The 17,126-nt window shown below is 71.9% G+C and carries 13 protein-coding genes and 1 pseudogene; 8 read left to right on the plus strand and 6 right to left on the minus strand.

Translation table 11 applies throughout. The features are described 5' to 3' along the window. Positions 1–7 precede the first annotated feature (7 nt). The gene (gene treZ, locus LJ657_RS05470; protein ID WP_232647073.1) at positions 8–1,753 is read right to left on the minus strand and encodes a malto-oligosyltrehalose trehalohydrolase; all 1,746 of its coding nucleotides are present in this window, start codon (positions 1,751–1,753) and stop codon (positions 8–10) included. Positions 1,754–1,926: 173 nt separating this feature from the next. Between treZ and LJ657_RS05475 the strand changes: the two genes are divergently transcribed. The 3 genes from LJ657_RS05475 to LJ657_RS05485 all read left to right on the plus strand — a co-directional run bounded on the left by LJ657_RS05475 (position 1,927) and on the right by LJ657_RS05485 (position 4,420). Then, the gene (locus LJ657_RS05475; RefSeq protein WP_232647074.1) at positions 1,927–2,478 is read left to right on the plus strand and encodes an FHA domain-containing protein; all 552 of its coding nucleotides are present in this window, start codon (positions 1,927–1,929) and stop codon (positions 2,476–2,478) included. 161 nt (positions 2,479–2,639) lie between these two features. Beyond that, positions 2,640–4,004, plus strand: coding sequence for a M14 family zinc carboxypeptidase (locus tag LJ657_RS05480; protein ID WP_232647075.1), 1,365 nt, complete (start codon positions 2,640–2,642; stop codon positions 4,002–4,004). Then, the gene (locus LJ657_RS05485) at positions 4,001–4,420 is read left to right on the plus strand and encodes an SSI family serine proteinase inhibitor (protein WP_232647076.1); all 420 of its coding nucleotides are present in this window, start codon (positions 4,001–4,003) and stop codon (positions 4,418–4,420) included. The genes LJ657_RS05480 and LJ657_RS05485 overlap by 4 nt, the downstream gene beginning before the upstream one ends. Positions 4,421–4,571: 151 nt before the next feature. Here LJ657_RS05485 and LJ657_RS05490 read toward each other — a convergent pair whose 3' ends face one another. The 4 genes and pseudogenes from LJ657_RS05490 to LJ657_RS48520 form a co-directional block, all read right to left on the minus strand. Further along, complete coding sequence (locus tag LJ657_RS05490; RefSeq protein ID WP_232647409.1) at positions 4,572–5,822, minus strand: M14 family zinc carboxypeptidase; 1,251 nt, start codon at positions 5,820–5,822, stop codon at positions 4,572–4,574. A gap of 251 nt (positions 5,823–6,073) precedes the next feature. Continuing rightward, positions 6,074–6,365 (minus strand): annotated as a pseudogene (locus tag LJ657_RS49325) (dihydrolipoyl dehydrogenase); the annotation flags it as partial. A 129-nt stretch (positions 6,366–6,494) separates the two neighbouring features. Then, on the minus strand, positions 6,495–8,852 hold the full coding sequence (treY, locus tag LJ657_RS05500) for a malto-oligosyltrehalose synthase (RefSeq protein WP_232647077.1): 2,358 nt from the start codon (positions 8,850–8,852) through the stop codon (positions 6,495–6,497). 967 nt (positions 8,853–9,819) lie between these two features. Then, entirely contained in the window at positions 9,820–9,945 is a 126-nt protein-coding gene (locus LJ657_RS48520; RefSeq protein WP_308117009.1) for a hypothetical protein, read from the minus strand. A gap of 111 nt (positions 9,946–10,056) precedes the next feature. Between LJ657_RS48520 and LJ657_RS48525 the strand changes: the two genes are divergently transcribed. Next, on the plus strand, positions 10,057–10,383 hold the full coding sequence (locus LJ657_RS48525; protein WP_308117010.1) for a hypothetical protein: 327 nt from the start codon (positions 10,057–10,059) through the stop codon (positions 10,381–10,383). Here the strand turns inward: LJ657_RS48525 and glgX are convergent. Then, entirely contained in the window at positions 10,380–12,509 is a 2,130-nt protein-coding gene (gene glgX / locus LJ657_RS05510) for a glycogen debranching protein GlgX (protein ID WP_232647078.1), read from the minus strand. The two genes, LJ657_RS48525 and glgX, sit on opposite strands and share 4 nt — an antisense overlap. Before the next feature lie 193 nt (positions 12,510–12,702). Between glgX and LJ657_RS05515 the strand changes: the two genes are divergently transcribed. The 4 genes from LJ657_RS05515 to LJ657_RS05530 all read left to right on the plus strand — a co-directional run bounded on the left by LJ657_RS05515 (position 12,703) and on the right by LJ657_RS05530 (position 17,082). Next, positions 12,703–13,506 (plus strand): Tat pathway signal sequence domain protein, encoded by an 804-nt coding sequence (locus tag LJ657_RS05515; RefSeq protein WP_232647079.1) that lies wholly within the window; start codon positions 12,703–12,705, stop codon positions 13,504–13,506. A gap of 70 nt (positions 13,507–13,576) precedes the next feature. Continuing rightward, positions 13,577–14,899, plus strand: a complete 1,323-nt coding sequence (locus LJ657_RS05520; RefSeq protein ID WP_232647080.1) for a copper amine oxidase — start codon at positions 13,577–13,579, stop codon at positions 14,897–14,899. Between the two features lie 80 nt (positions 14,900–14,979). Beyond that, the gene (locus LJ657_RS05525; protein WP_232647411.1) at positions 14,980–16,257 is read left to right on the plus strand and encodes a DUF5919 domain-containing protein; all 1,278 of its coding nucleotides are present in this window, start codon (positions 14,980–14,982) and stop codon (positions 16,255–16,257) included. Positions 16,258–16,359: 102 nt separating this feature from the next. Then, positions 16,360–17,082 (plus strand): 3'-5' exonuclease, encoded by a 723-nt coding sequence (locus LJ657_RS05530; protein ID WP_232647081.1) that lies wholly within the window; start codon positions 16,360–16,362, stop codon positions 17,080–17,082. Positions 17,083–17,126: the final 44 nt, after the last annotated feature.

A 17,126-nucleotide genomic window follows, 5' to 3' on the forward strand; every position in this document is an offset into this window, starting at 1 on the left:
GAGCCGTTCACTCCTGCAGCAGCACGACGGCCGACTCTCCGGGCACATGCAGCACGCCGTCCGCACCCGGCGCCTCGACGGGCTCCCATGCGGCGAGCACGCGCGCGTGGCGGGGGCCCAGGGGGATCGCCGAGGGCTCCTTGGCGAGGTTCACGGCCACGCGGACGTCGCCCCGGCGGAAGGCCAGCCAGCGCTCCCGCTCGTCGAACGCCACCTTGGTGTCGGCGAGGTCGGGATCGGTCAGGTCCGCCTGTTCGTGCCGCAGTGCGATGAGCCTGCGGTACCAGTCCAGCACGCGCGCGTGGGGCTCGTCCGCGAGCTCCGCCCAGTCGAGGCAGGAGCGGTCGCGGGTCGCCGGGTCCTGCGGATCGGGGACGTCCTCTTCAGCCCACCCGTGCGCCGCGAACTCCCGCCGCCTGCCCCGCCGTACGGCCTCGGCGAGCTCCGGATCGGTGTGGTCGGTGAAGAACTGCCAGGGCGTACCGGCCGCCCATTCCTCGCCCATGAACAGCATCGGGGTGAAGGGCGTGGTGAGCGTGAGGGCCGCCGCGCAGGCGAGCAGGCCGGGGGAGAGGGACGCCGACAGGCGGTCGCCCTGGGCGCGGTTGCCCACCTGGTCGTGCGTCTGGCTGTAGCCCAGCAGCCGGTGCGCGGCCACCCGCGAACTGTCCAGCGGGCGCCCGTGCCGCCGGCCGCGGAAGCTGGAGTACGTGCCGTCGTGGAAGTACCCGTGCGTGAGGGTCCTGGCCATCGCGGCGAGCGGAGCGCGTGCGAAATCCGCGTAGTAGCCCTGGGACTCTCCGGTCAGCGCGGTGTGCAGGGCGTGATGGAAGTCGTCGTTCCACTGCGCCTGCAGCCCGAACCCGCCCTTCGTGCGGGGCGTGATGAGCCGCGGGTCGTTGAGGTCGGACTCGGCGATCAGGAACAGCGGCCGGTGCAGGTCGGCGGCGAGGGCGTCCACGGCCGTCGACAGTTCCTCCAGGAAGTGGCACGCGCGCGTGTCCGCCAGCGCGTGCACCGCGTCCAGACGCAGCCCGTCGATCCGGTAGTCACGCAGCCACGCCAGCGCGCTGCCCAGCAGGAACGCCCGCACCTCGTCCGAGCCGGGTGCGTCCAGGTTCACCGCGGAACCCCAGGGCGTGTGATGCGTGTCCGTGAAGTACGGCCCGAACGCGGGCAGGTAGTTGCCCGACGGACCCAGATGATTGTGTACGACGTCCAGGACCACGCCCAGGCCCAGTTCGTGCGCCCGGTCGACGAACCGTTTCAGCGCCTCGGGGCCGCCGTACGGCTCGTGCACGGCCCACAGCGAGACGCCCTCGTAGCCCCAGCCGTGCCGGCCCGGGAAGGGGCACAGCGGCATCAACTCGACGTGGGTGACGCCCAGTTCGGCCAGATGCCCGAGCCGCTCGGCGGCCGCGTCCAGGGTGCCCTCAGGCGCGTACGTGCCCACATGGAGCTCGTACAGGACCGCGCCGGGCAGCGGGCGCCCGGCCCACTCGGTGCGCCAGGCGTACCGGTCGTGCTCGACGACCGCGCTCAGCCCGTCCGGGCCGTCCGGCTGCCGGCGCGAACGCGGGTCGGGCAGCACGGGGCCGTCGTCCACCGCGAACCCGTACCGCGAGCCGTCCCGTGCCGCGGCCTCCGTCCGCCACCAGCCCTCCCGGTCCCGATCACGCTCCAACGCGCGCGTGGCGCCGTCGCACTGGAGCGTCACTCGGCCGGCCTGCGGTGCCCACACCTCGAACTGCACGGACGGTTCCCCTTCGTCTGCTCACCGTGATGTAGCCCGTCCATGGTGCTTCAAACGAGATCAATCCGCTTTTGAATCACCCCTTTCACGACGGGTGTCGTCAGGTACGCGTGCGTGGCGGCCGTTTTCTCGTTTCCTGGACACCCGGGGTTCACTGACCGACAATCACGAACGTGACGTCGTCCTTCGAGTTCAACACCTACCCCGCGCGGCTGTCCGACGTGGAGCGCGACAAGGCGCTGAAGGTGCTGCGTGACGGCGTCGCCATGGGACGGTTGTCGCACGACACCTTCATCCGCCGTATGGAGCTGGCCCTCATCGCCCGCCGCTCCGACGAACTCGCCGCACTCACCGCCGACCTCCCGCAGCAAAGCCGCGTCGCGCGCCTGGTGTTCGGCACCGTGGAGGCGGTCTCCGGCTTCACCGTACGGCTGCGCAGGGCCTGGCAGGCCGAGCGCCTGCCCAAGCTGCTGCTGCCCCATCCGGCGGGCGGCTACCCCCTGCGCATCGGACGGGATCCGGCCAACGGGCTGCGCCTCACGCATGAAACCGTGTCCCGTGTGCACGCCGAACTCAGCCGCCAGGGCGGCATGTGGGTGCTGCGCGACCTCGGCTCGACCAACGGCACGACGGTGAACGGCCGGCGGGTCATCGGAGCGGCCGTCGTCCGCGAAGGCGATCAGGTGGGCTTCGGGCGGATGTCGTTCCGGCTCGCCGCCGACTGAGCCCCGACTGAGTCTCGCCTTAGCTTTGGCCTGAGCATTTACGCGGCGTTGACGTGCGGGGATGGCGCAAATCGCTTTCCCCTCCACGGTGTTGACGTACCCCCCAAGTCGTGACTGACTGTGCGTACGCCTTGCACATCAGGTGAACCGACGGCGCCACATTGCGGAGGTGTGCCCTGCCGCCCCTCCTCCGCTACCCGACCGTCGACGAGCTCGGCGCGCGGGCGGCAGCACTCGTCTCCCGGCGTCCGAACGACGCCCGTCTGCGCCGCGTCGGCACCTCGCGCGCGGGCACCCCCATGTGGCTGCTTTCCGTCGGTCACGGCAGCCGTCAGGCGCTCGTCGTCGCGGGGCCCCACGCCAACGAACCCGTCGGCGGCGCCACCGCGCTGCGCCTGGCCGAGCGCGCCCTCGCCGATGCCAGGTTCACCGAGGGCGCCGACGCCACCTGGAACCTGCTGCTGAGCGTCGACCCCGACGGCCTGCGCCGCAACGAGGGCTGGCTGCCGGGCCCGTACGCGCTCGGCCGGTACTTCCGGAACTTCTTCCGGCCCGGCTTCCTGGAACAGCCCGAATGGCTGCCCGACGGCGCGGCCGGCGCCGCCCTGCCGGAGACCCGCACCCTGCTCGACCTCCAGGACGAACTGCGGCCCTTCCTGCAGTGCTCCCTGCACGGCGTCGACGTCGGCGGCGGCTTCGTCGAGCTCACCCGAGACCTGCCCGGACTCGCCGGACGCGTCGCGCACACCGCCGCCCGCCTCGGCATTCCGCGCGAACTCGGGCCCTACGACACCCTGTACTGGCCGAACCTCGGCCCCGCCGTCTACCGCATCCCGCCGCCCCGCATCGGCGACCTGGCCGCGGCGATCACCGAGGCGGCCGTCGAGTCGACCTGGTTCCACCCCTACCGGCACGGCACGGTGACGGCCGTCGTCGAGGCGCCCATGTGGGGCGTGGCGGCCGTGGAGGACGGCTCCCCGCCCGCCGACACGGCCGCCGTGCTGCGCACCGTCAGCCACACGCTGCGCCACGACACCGGGTTCCTGGAGGTGCTCCTCGCGCGGCTGCGGCCGCATCTCGCAGGCATGCCGGACGCGGCCCGCCTGCTCGCCCCGGTGGACGACTATTTACTGGTCTGCCCCGGCCTCGCCGACGCGTGGGACCCCGACGTCGCCGACGGCGCACGCCCCCTCCCACCGCTCAGCACCGCCCATCTGAACGCCCTGCGTATCGCCGGACGGCGGCTGGCACTGCGCACTGCGGGGCTGCTGCACCAGCTCGTGACCCGCTCCGGCCGCGACCCGGCCGGTGTGCTGCCGGACCTGGACCGCCTCATCGACGACTGGTGCGCCGACTACCGCGACGGCATGGGGGCGCGTTGGATCCCGGTCGCGCGCCAGGTGGAGTACCAGTCGCGCGTGGTGCTCGCCGCATTCGAACTCGCCCTGCGGTACGCGCCCGCGTGCTCCCGTTCGGGTGAGTCGGGGTGGGGTTCCCAGGCCGCCGTGCCGATGCATCGGGAATGACGATCAGCACCACAGTGAAAGCGGTACGGGGCTCGCTGCTGGCGGCCGCCCTCCTCCTCGCCGGCGCGGCCCCGGCACAGGCGGCGTCCCCGGGCTTCCCACCCAGCGACTGGCTCTACCTCACGGTCACCAGGGGCGACGTTCGCTCCCCCCACACGCGCGACACCCTGCTGCTGTGCGATCCGCCCCAGGGGCACGCACGAGCCGCCGACGCGTGTTCGGAACTGGCTGCGGCGGACGGCGACATCGGCCGCATCCCGTCGAAGAAGAACCTCTTCTGCCCGATGATCTACGCGCCGGTGACCGTCCACGCGCGCGGGGAGTGGAGCGGACGGCGGGTCGAGTACACCGAGACCTTCTCCAGCGCGTGCGTCATGGCGGGGCGCACCGGATCGGTGTTCGCGCTGGACGCCTGACCCGGGTACCGCGCCGGTACGACCGCGCCCCTTCAGGGGCGCGGGGCCGTATCCATATGCGGCTCCGCCGCGCGGGCGCGACCAGCCACGACGGCGCCGCAGACGAGCGACGGCACACTGGCGGCTCCTCCAGCGGAGCGCTGGGCGCAGGTCAGGCCGCCCGGTCGCGGGCGTACAGCGCCGCCGCGACGACCGTCCGGGACTGGTGCTCGACCTGGTGTTCCAAAGGCACCCAGCGGGCCCGGAAGCGCTCCGCGAAGGCGTCGCTCCAGGTCGCCACGAGCCGTTCCAGACCCGGTGCCGCCCGGTCGTCGGCCTCCAGGAGGACGCGCAGCAGCATGGCCGCCGCCCGCAGCGGCAGGCGGCGGCCGAACGCGTCCACACTGCCCACGTACGCCATCGTGTCGTCGGCGGGCGGCGTGTGCATCCAGTCCGCGGCCAGGCCAGGGACCAGCTCCAGCGCCCACTTGGCTGCGCGCAGCAGCGGCCCGTCGAGGCCCTCCAGACGCGGCAGCGCCTCGGCGAGGACCCGCTCCACCTCCAGCGTGTCCCGCAGCAGCCGGCGCGCCAGCCGTCGTATCGCCGCGGCCGGAGCGGGATGCGGAGCGGGGTCGTCCACCAGGTCGCTCGCCCACATCGGCACCTCGACCACCGCCGTCAGGCCGCCGTATCGGTGGGGGTCGTACCAGGTGCTGTGGCGTGCGTCGTCCGGCATGCTCGGATACGCGGCGCCGACACCGGGGGAGGGCATCACGTGCACCCCCGGCCCGGACGCTGTCCAGCCCGCGGCGTCCGAGGCGCCCGTCTCCACCGGGATGTGCAGCTGGGCCGCGGACTTGGCGAACGGCTCGGCGAGACCGGGTATGTCCTTGGTCAACTGGACCCAGCTGCCGCCCAGGTCGGTCCCGTGCAGGGTCGCCTGGAGATAGGGGCGCAGTTCGTCGATGACCCGGGTCAGCGCGCGGGTCTCCGGCGGCAGCCGGTGCGGCGGCAGAACGGACGGCGACCACTCCGGCTGTTCCTCGGCCGCCGGCCGGAAGAAGCCGAGGTGGTAGTCGAACAGGGTGCGCGGCGCCGGAGTCCGGTGCAGGCTCGCCCCGTCGGGGTCGGCGCACAGCAGGAAGTGCCAGGACGTGTCGGCACGTAACTCCCGTTCGGAGAGCACCCGTTCGGCGAGAGCGAGGAGCGTGGGGCCGCCGGTCGGCTCATTGGCGTGGGCGCCCGCGACGACGAGCACGGCGCGCCGGGCGTGGCCCACGGACAGCAGGTGCATGGGTCTGCCCGCCCGGGAGATGCCGACCTGCCTCAGCCCGCAGAGCCCGGGTCTGCCTGCGGCCAACGCGCGTGCGGACGCGACGAGTTGGGTCAGGGTGGGGTAGCGCAGCTGCGGCAGGAGACTCACCCCCGTCACGTCCGCCCGGCTTCGCAATCCGCAGTACCCCACGCTCCAGGTGAACTGTCAATAACGCCTAGGGGGAGGCTCCCGGGGGCGCCCGGGTGCATTCACCGGTGGGGGCACGGGGCGGCGCTGCCGGTGGGGGCGCGGACACCGTCGTTCACTGCTGGTGCAGCTCGTGTCCGGCCGCTCTCCGCGATCATCTCGGACACGTGCGGGCCCACCAGGCGCACACCGAGCACCCGTCCGCCGGCCTCGGCGACGACACCGTCCTCGAAGACCTCGGCGTTCAGCAGCCGGGCGCCCGCCGGTACGTTGATGTCGCGCTTCTTCCGGCCGCGCGTCAGGTGACGGCGGACATCCGCGTCGCCGAGCGGCCGATCCGCTCGGCGGGCTCCACGCCGACCTCGCCCCGCGGGGCACCGGCAGGGATGCCCGCGGGCCGGGTGCGAGGAGCACTTCGTCGCTCGTCACCACGCGCCGCCCGTCCGGCTCTCGCCCCGGGAGCGTGCGCGGCCGCGAGCCGGTGGCCGGGCCGACCCCACGGCGTACGGCGAAGCCCGCACGCGCCCGCGTACCACCGACCGGCGCCGCGGAGGCGTTCGTGGAACTCCTGAGGGCGGGGGCGCGGGGCTGTGACATCAGCGGCGCCGCGAAGAGGCACCGCCCGCGGACCGCTCAGTCCGTGCCCACCCGCTCCAGCAACACCACCGGCAGCCGCCCGAAAAGCTCCTCCACGCGCGCGTGTCCCGTGAACTCCCGCTCCGGAGAGAGCACGTCGGACCAGCGCCCGGGCGGCAGCGGCAGCCGGGTGTCCCGCCAGCCGCCCGCCTCCGCCAGCCGCAGCGACAGTCGCGTCACGGCCGTGACGACCTCTCCGGAGCGGGCGAACGCCACGCAGTGGGCCGCCGCCGGGCCCTCGGCGGTCAGTGGAGCGTACGTCGCCGCCTCCCCGAAGGCACCGGGGCGCCGTGCGCGCAGCCGCAGCGCCGCCGCGGTCACCTCGCCCTTCTCGCCGAGGTCCGCCGAGGGAGGGAACCGCACCGGACGCCGGTTGTCCGGGTCCACCAGCGCCAGGTACTCGCCTTCGGTTCCCTGGTAGACGTCCGGCACGCCCGGCATCGTCAGATGGATCAGGGCGGTGCCCAGCACGTTCGCCCGGATGTGGGTCTCCAGCGCGCCGCGGAGGGCCACCACGTGCTCGCCCGGAGCCCCGCACGGACCCGCCGAGACGAACGCCGCCACCGCCCCCTCGTAGGCCGGTTCCTGCTCCGTCCAGCTCGTCAGCAGCCCCGCCTCGCGCACATGCTTCAACAGGGCCTGCTGAACGCGCTCTTCGGCCGCCGCACCGAGCCCGAACACCGTCTGCCACGCCGCCCACGCCAGCTGCGCGTCCGGCACGCCCTCACCCGCGCGCGTCACCTCCGCCAGCACGTCCGCCCAGCGCTGCGGGCACTCGGTGAGCACGGCCAGCGCGGCCCGTACGTCGGCGCTGCGCTTCGTGTCGTGCGTCGACGCGACGGTCCCGGTCGTAGGCCAGTCGCGCTGCACGCGCGCGCAGTAGGCGTGAAAGTCCTCCGGGGACACCGCCGGGCTGCCAGGGTTGCCGCCCACCTCGGTCGCCGACAGCAGCGGCACATAGCGGTAGAACGCCGTGTCCTCCACCGACTTGGCCCGCAGGGCGGACGCGGTCTGCGCGAACCGCGCCCGGAACTCCACGTGGCCGGGCCCGTCGCCATGACGTCCGAGGACCAGATCCCGTACGACGTCGACCGCGCCGGACTCCTCCGGGACCACGAAGGCGAGCCGGGCCTCGGCCGCGGCCTCCTCGGTGACCACCAAGGCCGCGTCCCCGGAGGCGTACGGCCGGTAGACGTCCAGGCGGACCAGAAGCTCCTGCAGCGCCGTGCGCAGCGCCCAGGGAGCGCGGTCGCGCAGCGCGGGGTCCGGCGCGGTGGCGCACAGTCTGTTCGCCACCCGGGTCAGCCGGTCGATCTCGGTGGCCAGTTCGTGCGTGAGCACCTTGTACGCCGCCCGCCGTACCGTCGCCGCCCAGTCGCCACCGCGGTCCGTCTGCGGGGCCGCGAACCGCCGGTACTGGCCCAGGAGTTCCCCGAACCCGGCCGGATCGGTGAAGAGGCCGTCGATGTGCCGCAGGGCGTCGTAGCCGGTGGTGCCCGCGACGGGCCAGGCGGCCGGCAGGGGCTCTCCGTCCGAGAGGATCTTCTCCACGACCGTCCAACGGCCGCCGGTCGCCTCGTGCAGCCGCCGCAGATACGCGTCGGGGTCGGCGAGCCCGTCGGGATGGTCGACGCGCAGACCGTCGAGCACGCCCTCGTGCAGCAGCTGCAGGATCTTCGCGTGCGTGGCCTCGAACACCTCCGGGTCCTCGACCCGCACCCCGATGAGCTCCGAAATGCTGAAGAAACGCCGGTAGTTGAGCTCGGTGCGGGCCAGCCGCCACCACACCGGCCGGTACCACTGCGCGTCCAGGAGCTGCTGCAGCGGCAGCTCCTCGGTGCCCTCGCGCAGCGGGAACACATGGTCGTAGCAGCGCAGTACGTCCCCGTCGACCCGCAGCTCACCGACGACCGAGCCCAGTGGGCCTCCCAGCACCGGCAGCAGCACCTGGCCGCCCTGCGCCTCCCAGTCGACGTCGAACCAGCGCGCGTACGGCGACTTCGGGCCCTCCCGCAGTACCTCCCACAGGGCGTGGTTGTGGCGCGGAGCCATGGCCATGTGGTTCGGCACGATGTCCACCACCAGGCCGAGACCGTGCTCCCTCGCGGTGCGCGCCAGCGCGCGCAGCCCCTCCTCGCCACCCAGTTCCTCGCGCACGCGGGCGTGGTCCACGACGTCGTAGCCGTGCGCCGAGCCCGGCACGGCCTCCAGGACGGGGGACAGGTGCAGGTGCGAGACACCGAGCGAGGCCAGGTACGGCACGGCGGCCGCCGCGGCCGCGAACGGGAACTCGGGCTGCAGCTGCAACCGGTAGGTGGTCGTGGGCACCAGGGGGTCGGGTCGCTCAGGTGTCATGCAAACCTACGTACCCGCCCTGCCGCCCTTCGTGTCATCGTCCCCTGCACGGGTGCACGCGCGCGTGGCCGGCGTCGAGCGACGGGGAGCACCGGGCGAACGTACACAGACGTCATCGGCCTGACCGGGCCGCTGCTGCCGGTCGTGTCCTTCCTGGGACGGCTGCCGACGGCCACGATCCGGTTCGGCAGAGTACTGCTCGTCGCGCGGACCAGTGGGTCGCGGGCCGCCGCGGGGCTGACCGGCGGCGCCGGCGATCGGACAGGTGGCCCGTGGCCCGCTGGTGGGGCGGCTCGCGGACCGGTACGGCCGGCGGACGGTGGTGCTCGCCTTCTCTTTCGCCAACGCCGCCTCGTCGCGGCACTCGTTGCCGGGGCGCTCGCCGGCCTGTCCGTCCCGTTGCAGGCCCTGCTCGGGGCGGCGGCGGGGTGCGACCGTGCCGCTGATCGGGCCCCTGGGCCGCGCCCGCCCGGTGGCTCTGGCCCGCAGGTCCGCGGTTCCCGAGTCCACGCTCGGCGCGGCCCTCTCCTTCGAGAGCACCCTCGACGAGATCTCCTTCGTCCTCGTCCCGGCCCTGGTCGGCCTGGCCGCCGTGCCGGCCCACCCTGCCTGCGCCGTGGGCGCGGCAGCCCTCCTGGTGGCCCTGTGCGGCAGCGGCTTCGCACTGCACCCGACGGCGAGGACGACACGTTCCGGTCCCGTCGCGACGCCCGCGGACGGACGTTCCGGTCCCGTCGCGACGCCTGCGGACGGATGCTCCGGTCCCGACGAGACGTCTGCGACACGACGCTCCCGTCCCGTCCCGTCCCGACGCCGGCGACAGGATGCCTTCGCCCCGCTCCGACACCCCCGACCGCCCTCCCCGACGAGCCGTCCGCACCCACCGTCCACCCCCGCCCCGCGTCCCCCGCTCCGTCCACCCCCTCCGCGCCGCCCTGGCCCTCCAAGGAGCGGTGTTCGGAGCTTGTCAGGCGGGGATCACCGCGCTCAGCGCGCGGCTCGGGCAGGAGGAGCAGGCCGGGCTCGTGTACGCCGCCATGGGGGTGTTGAGTGCGGTGGCGGGCCTGCGCACGGCCGCCGTGCCGGCGCGCATCCCCCTCACGGCCCGCTGGCGGGTGGCGACCGGGGCCGCGTTCGTCCTCGCTGCCCCTGCTGTGGACGCCGAGCCTGGGCGGCCTCCATGGGGTCGTCACCGTCCTCGGTGTTGCCTGCGCCCCGCACCTGGTCACGGTGTTTCGGCCTCACCGAGCGCGCGGTGCCGCCCACGCGGCGGGCCGAGGCGATGGCGGTCGCGACGAGTGCGATCGTCGGCGGCCAGGCCCTCGCGGTCGCCGTCACCGGCCGCCTCGCCGAGTCGTACGGCCCCGCGGCCGCCTTCGCAGCGGCGAGTACGGCTGCCGCACTCGCCTGCGCGATCGCCCTGACGGCGGGCCCGTCCTCGTACACCGGGCCCACCACCGAAGCGGGCCGCCACGCGCGGGTACCCGACCGGCAGCCGATCACACCGGCACGGGAACAGGGCTGGTCCTAGACCGGGCGCTGCAACACCGTCAGGCTCCGGTCCACCAGTGTCAGACGGTCGCCTGCCTGCACCTTCGGGCCCGGGTGCGGCGGTACCCCGTCCGAGCGGGCGGTGTCGACCACGACCTCCCACTGGCGGCCGTGGTTGACGGGCACCACGAAGTCCAGCGTCCTGGGCGAGGCGTTGAACATCAGCAGGAACGAGTCGTCGGTGATCCGTTCCCCGCGCGTACCCGGCTCGGAGATCGCGTTGCCGTTCAGGAACACCGACAGCGCCGAGGCCGGCGCCGAGTCCCAGTCCCGCTGGGTCATCTCCTTGCCCTCCGGCGTGAACCAGGCGATGTCCGACAGCTCGTCATGGGTGCCCTCCACGGGCCGTCCGTGGAAGAAGCGGCGCCTGCGGAAGACCGGATGGTCCTTGCGCAGCCACACCATCGCGCGCGTGAAGGCCAGCAGCTCGCCGTCGGGCGTGTCCTCCTCCGCGTCCGGGTCGAGCCATTTCACCCACGCCAGCTCGTTGTCCTGGCAGTACGCGTTGTTGTTGCCGCGCTGGGTGCGCGCGAACTCGTCGCCGTGGCTGATCATCGGCACGCCCTGGGACAGCATCAGCGTGGCGACGAAGTTCCGCATCTGGCGCGCTCGCAGCTTCAGCACCTCGGCGTTGTCGGTCCCGCCCTCCTCCCCGCAGTTCCAGGACCGGTTGTGGCTCTCGCCGTCCCGGTTGTCCTCGCCGTTGGCCTTGTTGTGCTTCTGGTTGTAGGAGACGAGGTCGTGCAGGGTGAAACCGTCGTGGCAGGTGACGAAGTTGATCGAGGCGAGCGGGCGGCGCCCGTCGTCCTGGTAGAGGTCCGAGGAGCCGGTCAGCCGGGACGCGAACTCCGCGAGCGCGCGCTGCTCGCCGCGCCACATGTCCCGTACGGTGTCGCGGTACTTCCCGTTCCACTCGGTCCACAGCGGCGGGAAGTTGCCCACCTGGTAGCCGCCCTCGCCGACGTCCCACGGCTCGGCGATCAGCTTCACCTGGGAGACCACCGGGTCCTGCTGCACCAGGTCGAAGAACGACGACAGCCGGTCCACCTCGTGGAACTGCCGGGCCAGGGTCGCCGCGAGGTCGAAGCGGAAGCCGTCGACGTGCATCTCGGTGACCCAGTAGCGCAACGAGTCCATGATCAGCTGCAGGACGTGCGGGGACCGCATGAGCAGTGAGTTCCCGGTGCCCGTGGTGTCCATGTAGTAGCGGGGGTCGTCGGTGAGACGGTAGTACTGCGGGTTGTCCATGCCCTTGAAGGACAGCGTCGGGCCCAGGTGGTTGCCCTCGGCCGTGTGGTTGTAGACCACGTCGAGGATGACCTCGATACCCGCCTCGTGCAGCGCCCGCACCGCCGACTTGAACTCCAGGACCTGCTGGCCGCGGTCGCCCCAGGAGGCGTACGCGTTGTGCGGGGCGAAGAAGCCGATCGTGTTGTAGCCCCAGTAGTTGTTCAGGCCCATGTCGACCAGCCGGTGGTCGTTCACGAACTGGTGCACCGGCATCAGCTCCAGCGTCGTCACGCCGAGCTCCACCAGATGCTCGATGATCACCGGGTGCGCGAGCGCCGCATAAGTGCCGCGCAGCTCCTCCGGCAGCCCCGGATGGCGCATGGTGAGGCCCTTGACATGGGCCTCGTAGATCACCGTCTCGTGGTACCCGCGCCGCGGCCGCCGGTCGTCGCCCCAGTCGAAGTACGGGTTCACCACGACCGACGTCATCGTGTGCGGCGCCGAGTCCAGGTCGTTGCGCCTGTCGGGCGCGTCGAAGTGGTAGCCGTAGACCTCCTCGCCCCAGCGGATGGACCCGCTGATCGCGCGCGCGTACGGGTCGAGCAGCAGCTTCGCCGAGTTGCAGCGCAGGCCGCGCTCGGGGGCGTACGGGCCGTGCACCCGGAAGCCGTAGCGCTGTCCCGGCATGATGCCGGGCACGTACGCGTGCCGCACGAAAGCGTCGCTCTCGCGCAGTTCCACCGCCGTCTCCGAGCCGTCGTCGTGCAGCAGACACAGCTCTACTCGGTCCGCGGCCTCCGTGAAGACCGCGAAATTGGTGCCGGCGCCGTCGTACGTGGCACCGAGCGGATACGCCTCGCCAGGCCAGACCTGCATGGACACGACTCTTTCAGGTGGAGCGAGCCCCGGGGGGCGCCTTGGCGTCGAGTGTCCCCGAAAGTGATGGAACCACCTATGACTTACGTCCCTCTTACCGATCGACCAGTGCATACGCCGTATGGCAACGCCGTATGCCAATCAGTGGGGCAGAAAAGTACTCCCGGGGACGAAGGGGGAGTAGGGGGCAAATGTGCGCAAGATAGTGCACCGCCATCTGGGCAAGGTGGTGGCGGGTACGGCCATAGCCGTGGCCGGGACCGCCGTGATGGTCGGGATCACGCTGCCGGGGACAGCGGGGGCCGACGATTCGGGAGGGACCAAGGGAGGGCGGACGGCCAAGCCGGCGGCTCAGGCGAACGGCGCGCCCGCTCCTGGCGTCGTCGAGCAGGCGCCGGCCGAGGGCCAGAAGGGCAAGGGTCTCGACCCGCTGACCGACGACGAGACGAAGCGCGTCGAGAAGATCGCGCTGAGCGGGCAACTGCTGAACTCCGGTGAGAACGTCAAGGGCGCCCGCGGCCCGCAGCGCCTCACCGTGGAGATGACCGAGCCGGACACCGACCAGCCGGACGACGCGAACGCGCCCCGGCGCGCCGACGTGACGTTCTACGACTACCGGAACGACAGCGTCGTCACCAGGACCGTCAACCTGGACACCGGCAAGGTCGAGGAGACGAGCACCCAGCACGACGTCCAGCCGCCGCTCAGCATCGCCGAGCAGACCGAGGCGGCCCGGCTGCTGATCGCGGACCCGCTGGGCGCCGGCCTGAAGGCGGACTACAAGGACGCCACGGGCAAGGAACTCACCTCCCCGGACCAATTGACGCTCACCAGCATGGTGTTCCGGGCGAGCCCGGGTGTGAAGCCGGCCGAACTCGCCAAGTGCGGCGAGCACCGCTGCACCCGGCTGTTCCCGAAGGTCAAGAACGGTGCCTGGATCGACACCAGGGACTTCGTGATCGACCTGAGCGCCCGCAAGGTCGTCAAGCTCGGCTGAGCCGGGCTCCGTTCGCTTTCCGAACCCGCATCTCTCGTACTCGTATCTCCTGTAAGGGAGTCACTTCGTCATGCGCGTCAACAGAGACAGCCGTGCCCGCCGCGGAGCACTGAGCAGGCGGGCCGTGGTGGGCCCGCTCGCGGTGGGGCTCGCCCTCGGCGGCACGGCATCGGCACCGGCCTTCGCCGACCACAAGGAGGCGGCCACCGCGCCGGCCCCCCAGTGCAGCGCGGCCTACCAGATCGAGCAGAAGCTCTCCACCGGTACGACCTGGCGCATGTGCTGGCGCTTCGAGAGCAGGTCCGGGGTCGTCCTGGACGACATCTCCTACCAGCCGCCCGGCGAATCCCAGCCGATCAAGGTCCTCAACAGCGCCAAACTCGCCCAGATCGACGTGCCGTACGACGACGGCAGCGTCGAGTACAACGACATCACGGACTACAACTTCGGCGACGGCCTGCTGAACCTCACGCCCGAAGAATGCCCGGGCGGCACCATCAAGTCGGTGAAGGTCGCGACACCGTTCTACTCCGACTCGCCGAACGTCAAGGGCCTGTGCGCCACCACCCGTTCCCGCGGCCACGCCTACCACCTGCTGTCCGACGCGAACAAGACCTACCAGGCGCAGGGCAAGGACCTGCTCCTCTACACGGTCAACAAGGTCGGCTGGTACGAGTACATCACCGAGTGGCGCTTCCAGGACGACGGCACGATGAGCATGAACGCCGGCGCCACCGGCAGCCTCTCGCCCGACGACTACGACGCGGGTGACGGCCGCGGCTGGCCGCTCGGCAAGGGCGCCAAGGCCTATGCCACCAGCCACAGCCACAACATCTTCTGGCGGCTCGACTTCGGCCTCGACGGCTCCTCCAAGACCAAGGTCGAGCAGTACGACTCGAAGGTCAGCGCCCCGGTCAACGGTCAGCAGGCGCCGACCAACAAGACGACCCTCACCAAGGTCACCAAGGAACTCGCGGGCGACGCCAAGGACATGCGCTGGTGGCGCGTGGTCAGCACGGCCGGCAAGAACAAGGACGACCACCCGCGCTCGTACGAGATCGTCCAGGGCCCCACCGCGAAGTACCCGGGCCGCAGCTTCACCCAGCACGACGTGTACTTCACCGAGTACAACAAGTGCGAGCAGTACGCCAGCGGCAACCCGCTCAACTGCGGTGCCGGGCACGGCAAGTCCGTCGACACATGGGTCAACGGGCAGACTCTCACCCACCCCATAGTCTGGGTGAATGTGGGCTTCCACCACATAGCCCGGGACGAGGACCAGCAGCCGATGCCGGTCCACTGGCAGGGCTTCTCCATCGCCCCGCGCGACGTCACGGCTATGAATCCGCTCACTCCGGCTGCCCTGGCCGGTCAGAACGGGCACTGGCACTAGGGCAGTTGAGAATCGACCTGTCCATCCGGCTGCACCGCTGACCGCTCCCGGAGTACCCTTCCTTGATCGTTGACACGGGGATGCTCGGGGGAGCGGAAGGCGGTGCGCGGGTGGGGTCGGGAGGGCTGGAGCTGCCCCCTGGTGACGAGGGTCACGAGGGGAACTCCGCAGACGTCCCGCCCGGCACGGTGTCCCTGGCCCGGCCGATGACGACGAGTTCCATCGGGCCGGAGTTGGAGTGGGATGCCGACGCCTGGCGTGAGGTGCGTACGCGCGCCCAGCGAGCCGGCCGGGCCTACATCTGGCTGAACCTCGTCGAACAGCGGCTGCGCGCGGTCGTGGCCGCTGTTCTGCGGCCCATCTACGAACCCGTCCACGGCGACGAGTGGGTGGTCGCCGCGGCCGGGCCGGCCGGCCAGGAGTGGGTGCAGCGTGCGGTCGCCGTGCGCGAAGTCAGCCGCCGCAAGGGCTACTTGCTCGACCCGGCCGACGACAACGTCCTGAGTTTCCTCACGCTGCCCCAGCTGCGCGAGCTCATGGTGCAGCACTGGCCCTGCTTCGAGCCGTACGTGGACGACCGCCGGGACGTGGAACTCGCCCTGGACGAGCTCGAGGTCACCCGCAACGTCGTCTCCCGCAACCGGGCCCTGTCCGAGGCCGTCCTGAACCAGGCCGAGCGGGCCTCGGCGAAGCTGCTGGACGTCCTCGGCGCGGCCGGGGACGTGCCGTCGGCCCGCCGGATGCCCGTGGACGCCGTCGAGGAACTGGTCGGTGACCGGTACGCGGACGTGGTCGCCGTACACCCCGACCGGGTGCGGCTGCTGCGCCAGTTCCCGGCCGAGGACATCTTCGGCGGCGCCCGCCGCCTCGACGCCGTCGGCATCGGCCTCAACCTGCTCGTGCAGAACTTCTCCGGGCGCCGGCTGGTGCGCCTGGCCGAGTCGGGCTGCCGCGTCCGGCTGCTGTTCCTCAACCCCGCCTCCAGTGCCGTCAAACGGCGCGAGCGCGAACTCGGCATGAAGCGCGGTGAGTTGAGCCGCGCCGTCGAGATGAACATCCTGCACATGCGCCGCGTCCGGTCCCGGCTTCGCGACCCGGCCGCCTTCGAGATCCAGGTCTACGACGAGACCCCGCGCTTCACGGCCTACCTCGTCGACGGCGACGGCTCGGACGGCGTCGCCGTCGTCCAGTCCTATCTGCGGCGCTCGCGCGGCATGGAGGCGCCGGTACTCGTCCTGCGCAACGGAATCCGGGTGGTGAAGCCGGACGACATGGACAAGGGGTTTGAGAGCGGGCTCTTCCCGACATACCGCGAGGAGTTCGAAACGTCCTGGGTGGATTCGCGACCTGTGTCCTGAACTGTCGCCGGGGTCAAGCGGAATGCGGTCCTCGGATTGTCAGTGGCCCATGGGAAGGTGGAGACCACTGGGGGAAAGCACCACCAAGAAGGGGGGCCACGCATGGGCTGGCACCGGGAGCTGCTGATCGGCTTCGACCTGGAGACGACCGGGACCGATCCGCGCGAGGCGCGTATCGTCACGGGGGCCGTGATCGAGGTCAGGGGCGGACAGCCCATAGGGCGCCGGGAGTGGCTGGCCGATCCCGGCGTGGAGATCCCGGCGGACGCCGTGGCCGTGCACGGGATCAGCAACGAACGCGCCGCGACGGAGGGCCGCCCGGCCGACGAGGTCGCGGACGCCATCGCGGACGTCCTCGCGGCGTACTGGAAGACGGGCGTCCCGGTCGTCGCCTACAACGCGGCCTTCGACCTGAGCCTGCTCTCCGCGGAACTGCGCAGATACGGCCTCCCGTCCCTGCGTGAGCGCCTGGGCGGCATCGACCCCGCCCCGGTCATCGACCCGTACACCATCGACCGCTGGGTCGACCGCTACCGCCGCGGCAAGCGCAACCTCGAAGCGGTCTGCACGGAATACGGCGTCACCCTCGACGCCGCCCACAACGCCTCCGCCGACGCCCTGGCCGCGGCCGGCCTGGCCTGCGCGATAGCCACCCGCCACCCCAAGATCGCGGCCCTGGGCCCGGCGGAACTGCACCACCGCCAGATCGAGTGGTACGCCGAGTGGGCAGCGGACTTCCAGAGCTTCCTGCGCCGCAAGGGGGATGCCACGGCGGTGGTCGACGGTACGTGGCCCCTTCGGGAACCGGCGGACGAGCCGGTCTGACCCGCCGGGTTCGCGAGCGCCCCATAAGGGGCGCGGGGCTGTGC

Source organism: Streptomyces guryensis (assembly GCF_021261325.1).
Taxonomy (GTDB): Bacteria; Actinomycetota; Actinomycetes; order Streptomycetales; family Streptomycetaceae; genus Streptomyces; species Streptomyces guryensis.